Origin of the sequence: Rhizobium sp. UBA1881 (genome assembly GCF_002338015.1) — a bacterium.
Taxonomy (GTDB): domain Bacteria; phylum Pseudomonadota; class Alphaproteobacteria; order Rhizobiales; family Rhizobiaceae; genus Rhizobium.
Genome location: NZ_DDHH01000135.1, coordinates 69,663 through 76,715, shown reverse-complemented (window position 1 = coordinate 76,715; position 7,053 = coordinate 69,663). Strand labels below are relative to the sequence as shown.

Below are 7,053 nucleotides of genomic sequence, written 5' to 3'. Positions count from 1 at the left end.
GCCGATCACGCCCAGCGGCACGACCAAGATGACCGAGATGGGAATGGACCAGCTCTCATAAAGGCCCGCGAGGAGCAGGAATACGAACAGGATGCTAAGCCCGAACAGGAACGGAGCCTGGCTGCCTGATGTGATTTCCTCCAAGGACTGGCCGGACCATTCGAAGCCGAAGCCTTCTGGCAGTTCAGACGCCAGACGCTCCATTTCAGCAATGGCCGCACCGGTCGATTGCCCCGGCGCCGGCGCACCGGAGATACGCACGGTGGGATAGCCGTTGTAACCGACGATCTGCGGCGGGCCCTTCTGCCATTGCGCGATCGCGAAAGACGACAGCGGCACCATGCCACCGCTCGCATTGCGAACGTTGATCTTCAGCACATCCTCGATCTGCAGGCGGCTGCGATCCTGCGCCTGCACGATCACGCGCTGCATGCGTCCTCTATTCGGGTAGTCATTGATGTAGGAAGACCCAAGATTGGCCGTGATCGCGTTATTGATGTCCGAGAACGTCACACCGAATGTGTTGGCCTTCTCGCGGTCGATGACGAACAGAACCTGCGCGGCATCCGGCAGTCCTTCCATGCGTACGCCTGTGACGACCTGGCTTTGTGCAGCCTTCGCCATCAGTTCAGCAGTTGCCTGCGCAAGCGCCGCCTGTCCGAGACCAGCACGATCCTGAAGACGGAAGGAGAAGCCGCCGGTTGTGCCGAAGCCCTCGATTGGCGGCGGCGACAGCGCAAAGGAGGTCGCGTCCTTCAGCGCGAAGAGCTGCATGTTGGCACGGTTAGCGATGTCCTGCACCGAGTTGCCCTCGCCGCGCTCCGACCAGTCCTTGAGCGTGACGAATGCAAGTCCCGCATTGGCGCCATTGCCCGAGAAGCTGAAGCCCTGAATGGCCACGATGTTGGCAACGGCCGGCTCCGCCTTGAAGATCGTTTCGATCTTCCGGATGGATTCGATCGTACGGTTTGCACTTGCTTCCGGCGGTCCTTGGATGTCGACGATCAGAAAGCCCTGGTCCTCGTCGGGCACGAAGGACGTCGGTAGGTTGACGAAGAGGTAGCCAAGCCCGACGGCAAGCGCGAGATAGACGACCATCATGCGGCCCGCGCGGCGTGCCATTGCGGTAACGGATGCGGCGTATCCGTTGGTCAACTGCTCGAACTTGCGGTTAAACCATCCACCTGGCCCACTCTTGTGATGATGACCGCCCTTGATCGGTTTCAGGAAGGTCGCGCAAAGAGCAGGCGTCAGCGACAATGCCAGGAAGGCCGAGAACAGGATCGAGACAACCATGGTCAGCGAGAACTGCCGGTAGATGATGCCTGTCGACCCCGGGAAGAAGGCCATCGGAATGAAGACCGACGATAGAACAAGCGTGATCCCGAGGATTGCGCCGGTAATCTGCCCCATCGCCTTGCGCGTTGCGGCCTTGGGCGACAACCCCTCCTCTGCCATGATGCGCTCGACGTTTTCGACGACGACGATTGCGTCGTCGACCAGGATGCCGATCGCAAGAACCATCGCGAACATGGTCAGAACGTTGATCGAAAACCCGGTCGCATACATGACGGCGCAGGTGCCGAGCAACGCCACCGGCACAACAAGCGTCGGAATGACGGTGTAGCGAAAGTTCTGCAGGAACACGAACATCACGATAAAGACCAGGACGATCGCCTCGAGCAGGGTGTGGATTACCTTCTCGATCGAAGCGGAGACGAACGGACTGGTATCGTAGGGGACGCTATACTCGACGCCCTTCGGGAAGAAGCGGCTCAGCTGGTCCATCTTGGCCTTGATGGCGGCGGAAACCGCAACGGCATTGCCGGTCGACGATAGCTGAATGCCCAGCGCTGCCGAAGGCTGACCATTGAGGCGGCTGGTGAAATTATAGGACTCCGCGCCCTGCTCGATGCGCGCCACATCCTTCAACCGCACTGTAGAACCGTCGGGATTGGCCCGCAGGATTATCTCGCCGAATTGTTCCGGCGTACCCAGCTGACCCTGCACCAGAACGGTCGCCGTCAAATCCTGGGTGATGGGGTTCGGACTTGCTCCGATCTGCCCCGCCGCCACCTGTGCGTTCTGCGCGGTGATCGCCGCATTGATGTCGTCCGTGTTGATGTTGAGGCCGACCATCTTGTCGGGATCGATCCAGACACGCAGCGCGCGCTGGGCGGCAAAAAGCTGCGCGCGCCCGACACCATCGATGCGTCGGATTTCACCGATGACGCTGCGATTGATGTAATCGCCGAGTTCTACCTCGTCGCGACTGCCGTCGGTCGATGTCATTGAGACGATCATCAAGAAGCCGGAACTTGCTTCTTCCACGGTCACGCCTTGCGTACGCACGGTGGCGGGCAGTCTCGCCTCGACGCGGCGGATCGCGTTTTGGACATCGACCGATGCCTGATCAATATTGGTGCCTGCCCTGAAGGTGGCATTGATGCCGACCGAGCCGGAATTGTCCGAAGTCGATTCAAAGTACATCAGGCCGGCAACGCCGTTCAGCTCATCTTCGATCTGGCGTGTCACGCCCTGGTAGATCTCTTGTGGCGATGCGCCGGGATATGCCGTGGAGATCGTCAGCTGCGGCGGTGCCACCTTGGGGTACTGCGCGATCGGAAGAAACGGGATGGCGATGATCCCGGCGATGGAGATGAACAACGCGAAGACCCAGGCCAAAATCGGCCTGCGAATGAAAAGCTGTGCCATAATCGATTACTCCGGTGCCTTCGCGGGCTCTTGAGACGAACTTGCCGATGGAGCGGCAGGCTTCCAGGCTTCGGGCGCCACCTTCGCACCCGGCTGGACTTTCTGAACACCGTCGACGATCACGGTCTCGCCCTGTTTCAAGCCGCCCTCGACGAGCCACTCAGAGCCGTGTGCTTGCCCAAGTGTGACCTTGCGAAGCTCGGCGACATTGTCGGCGCCAAGCACATAGACCTGCGCCTGACCGGTATCGTCGCGGATGACCGCACGCTGAGGAACAGTAAAGGCATCATGCCTCACTGCCTGCTCGATCCTGACACGCACATACATTCCCGGCAGCAGATCGCCCGCTCCGTTGGGGAATTCCGCCCGCAGCGTCACCTGGCCCGTGTTGGAATCGACATTGGCGTTTGCGAACAGAAGCTTGCCGGGTTCGCCGTAAAGTGAACCGTCGTCGAAGACCAGTTCGACCCTGGCTTCGCCTGGAGCCGCGCTTGCCAGCGTACCGGCAGCCACTGCTCTTTTCAGGTTGAGCAGTTCCTGCGCCGATTGCGTGAAATCGGCATAGACGGGGTTGACCTGCTGGATCAATGCAAGGTTGGACGTTCCGTCAGCAGTCACAAGCGCGCCTTCGGTAACGAGAGCGCCACCGATCACACCCGAAATTGGCGCCCGAACATCCGTGTATTCAAGATTGATCTTCGCCTCATCCAGGCCCGCTTCGGCAGATGCGACATCCGCGCTTGCCTGAGCGAGATTGACGGCTGCGGTGTCGTAATCGATACCCGATGCGATATTACGGTCACGAAGGCTCTTTTGGCGCTCGAGCTGCAGCCTGGCATTGTCCTGGATGGACTTTGCGCGTTGAAGAGCGGCCTCGGCGCTCGCTACGCGAACCTTGAACAGGCGTGGATCGATGCGATAAAGGACGTCGTCCTTTTTCACCGTTGCCCCCTGCTCGAAGACACGCTCCTGCAAAATGCCGGAGACGCGCGCCCTGACTTCCGAAATACGGGTCGCGGCAATGCGGCCGGGAAGCTCGTTGATGACAGGCACATCCCTGCCCTTAAGTTCTATGACGGCAACTGCCGGCGGTGGCATCGCTGATCCTTCCTGGGCCAACGTGACCCCGGAGGCAGCAACCAGAAAAGTGGTGGCGATAAGGCACAGTTTCAGGCGCGCCGTTCTACTACGCTGCATTGGATATTCCTTCTTGAATTTCATCGCCCCACCAGGGTGCGTCATGTCTTCTCTACGTAAGAGAGATAGATGGATCTTATGCCGTCGAGAATCTCGCGCCGTTCGACGTCCGGCCACGTATGAAATGTGAAAAGCTCGGTACAAAAGAACCCTGTCAGCGCGAGATAGGCCATGAGCGCTGCTTTGGGCTTGGCACCCTCCGCCATCTTTCTCAGATCAAGATCACACCACTCCCGCATCGTCTCCTGCAGCTTGTCGCCGCTTGCCATCGAAGCGCTAACCGCCATCGCAACGGCGCGGTCTGTATCGTCAAGTGTGCTTTCGGCTGAAGCGATGCGGCCGAAAAGCTCCGGGTGCGGGGTATCGCCGGCTGCCTGTACGCATTCCTCGACATGCGCCACATCAGCCTTGAACTTGCGATCGACAAGCGCCTCTAGCAATCCGCTTTTAGACTTATGGTCGTAGACCACCCGCGCTTTGCTGACGCCAGCCTCCTGGGCGACGGCATCGATCGAAAGGCCGACAGCCCCCAGTCGCACGACGACGCGCTCGGCAGCATCGAGGATGTCGTCTTCGGTGATTTTCCTGGTACGGCCCATCGCACGCTCCTGTTCGGCGATTTATTTACGAACGATCGTGTTTAAATGCAAGTGGGAAATTGGTCTGCGCAGTCTAGGCGTCTGGATGCAATTGTCGATGGCCAGAACAGTCCTCCTGGTCTTCGACGCCAAGAAGAGTTTGACGAGTAAAGAGCGACGTTGCCGTTCATCGCGCCTGCCTTGATTTTTGAGGATTTCCACGAGGGATCGTCCGAAGTCATGTGTTTCGCAGCAACGCTAATTTGACGTTTTGCTCCGCGTCTCGGATCAGCCAGCGCTGTCGACGACTTGCCGAGAGAGTTTACAAGCGCCGCAGATCGGGACACGCCGCAACGAGGGCATCAAAACATGAGGACGATGAGTAACCGGCCGCTTTTTAGGAGGCGCCGGCGCCCAAAGCTAAAGGCCTTCCTCCGTCGGCTGATCCGCAGCCGAGAAGGCGGTATCTATAAATCAAGTCGTCAAGCGGGCCGGAAGGTTACATGAAACACAAGGCACCATGATCATTTCATTGGGATCACATCAACATGCGATCTTCCTGCGGCAATATTGATGCTACAGGTGGGTTAAACATTGGTGAGAGCGACGCTCGCGCCGCAATGCCACCTTGGCGGATTGGCTTGGCAGTGTCGACGTCAAGCATAAGGTCGTTTTTTTGCGTTGACGACCGCGACACCTCATTGCGGCGCTGCATCTCGCCTATTGGATTGCCACAAGATGGCCGGGCGAAACTTCACGGTACTCAGGCGGCCGAACCTCGAAGGCCACTGGTCGGATCGGGCTTTTCAGTTCCTCGCTAAGGCCCAGCTTTCTTTCATGTCGACGGTCAGGGTCCGGGATCGGGACAGCTGCCAACAGCTTTTTGGTGTACTCGTGCTGGGGATTGCCAAAAACAGCCGCCCGAGGTCCGATCTCTACGATTTCACCCAAGTACATCACTGCTACCCTGTGGCTCACTCTCTCGACTACCGCCATGTCGTGAGAGATAAACAGGTACGATAGGTTCAGGCTCTGCTGCAGGTCGAGCAAGAGGTTTATAACCTGCGCCTTGATGGAGACGTCGAGCGCAGAAACACTTTCATCCGCGACGATTACTTTCGGCCTTAGTGCCAGCGCTCGCGCAATACAAACACGTTGCCGCTGCCCGCCCGAGAATTCGTGTGGAAATCTTGTCGCCATATCCGGCGACAGGCCAACCTTCGAGAGCAGTTCAGCGACCACGGCCTTTGCCTCTTGGCTAGTCCCCATACGATGCTCAAGGAATGGCTCAGCAATTGCATCTCCAACCCGGATCCGAGGATTGAGGCTTGCAAACGGATCCTGAAATATCATTTGCACGGTTTTGCGCATCTCGCGCATCTGATCCTTGTTGAGGCCGAGGATTTCCCTGCCATCCACCCGCACTGATCCACTTTGCGGTTCGATCAACCGCATGATTGCACGACCGGTGGTCGATTTTCCGCACCCAGATTCGCCAACCAAAGACAATGTTTCACCAGCATGCAGGCTGAACGAAACGTTCTCGACGGCATGTACGCGCCCGGTAAGTTTTCCGAGAAGTCCAGTGTGAATGTCGAAACGCTTGGTCAGGTTTTTGACCTCGAGGACCGGCCGCTCGCCCGACGCAACAGTGTCGACAACATCGGCAGGCACATCGGGATGACCCGTCTGCGGATCGACGACAGGAAAGCGCAGAGGCCTGTCTCGTCCATTCATTGCACCAAGCACCGGAACCGCAGCCAATAGCGCGCGCGTATAAGGATGTTTGCCGCGTCGGAAAATATCTGGTGTCGCCCCAGTCTCCACTTCCTCGCCCCGGTACATGACAACCGTTCGATCGGCGATCTCTGCGACGACACCCATGTCGTGGGTAATGAAGAGGACCGATGTCCCCTCCTCCTCCTGCAGGACTTTGATGAGGTCTAGAATTTGGCCTTGAATGGTGACGTCGAGAGCAGTTGTCGGCTCGTCGGCAATCAGAAGCTTGGGCTTCGACGCCAATGCCATCGCGATCATCACCCGCTGCCTCATTCCTCCTGAAAGGCGATGCGGATACTCATCGAAGCGGGATGCTGCCGAAGGGATCCGAACCTTCTCGAGTAGCCTGATTGTCTCAGACCTAGCCTCAGCCTTCGACATAGACGAGTGGCACAACAACGCCTCTGATATCTGGTCTCCAACTGTAAAGAGTGGGTTCAGCGATGTCATCGGCTCTTGGAAGATCATCGCCACATCGTTGCCGCGCACCTGCCTCATGGCAATTTCAGGCAACCTGAGCAGGTCTCGTCCACCAAGAGAGATGCTCCCCTCTATACGGCTGGAATCCGCCTCCAGCAGACGCATTATGGAAAGTGCTGTAACGCTCTTGCCTGAGCCGGATTCCCCGACGACCGCGACAGTCTCGCCTGGCGCAACACCAAAGGACACGTTTCTCACCACGGACTTCCATGCACCGTCAACGAGGAACGATGTCGTCAGGTTTTTCACCGACAGTACCGTACCATCGGTCTGTCTCGCCTGTGCCTGGGAGCCTGTCATGATA

Annotated in this window: 4 protein-coding genes; all 4 read right to left on the bottom strand. The window is 58.3% G+C overall.

The features are described from left to right. The coding region (locus tag B3605_RS16825; RefSeq protein WP_296435162.1) for a multidrug efflux RND transporter permease subunit at positions 1–2,715 on the bottom strand (2,715 nt) is incomplete at its 3' end. Positions 2,716–2,721: 6 nt separating this feature from the next. After that, entirely contained in the window at positions 2,722–3,912 is a 1,191-nt protein-coding gene (locus tag B3605_RS16820; RefSeq protein WP_296435161.1) for an efflux RND transporter periplasmic adaptor subunit, read from the bottom strand. A 41-nt stretch (positions 3,913–3,953) separates the two neighbouring features. Further along, positions 3,954–4,511: a TetR/AcrR family transcriptional regulator gene (locus B3605_RS16815; RefSeq protein ID WP_112941243.1), complete on the bottom strand. Its 558-nt coding sequence runs from the start codon at positions 4,509–4,511 to the stop codon at positions 3,954–3,956. A gap of 699 nt (positions 4,512–5,210) precedes the next feature. Beyond that, positions 5,211–7,049, bottom strand: coding sequence for an ABC transporter ATP-binding protein (locus B3605_RS16810; protein ID WP_296435159.1), 1,839 nt, complete (start codon positions 7,047–7,049; stop codon positions 5,211–5,213). Positions 7,050–7,053: the final 4 nt, after the last annotated feature.

Coding starts and splice junctions, on each gene's coding strand:
- B3605_RS16820 (WP_296435161.1), bottom strand. CDS start 3,912: ATGCAGCGTAGTAGAACGGCGCGCCTGAAACTGTGCCTTATCGCCACC.
- B3605_RS16815 (WP_112941243.1), bottom strand. CDS start 4,511: ATGGGCCGTACCAGGAAAATCACCGAAGACGACATCCTCGATGCTGCC.
- B3605_RS16810 (WP_296435159.1), bottom strand. CDS start 7,049: ATGACAGGCTCCCAGGCACAGGCGAGACAGACCGATGGTACGGTACTG.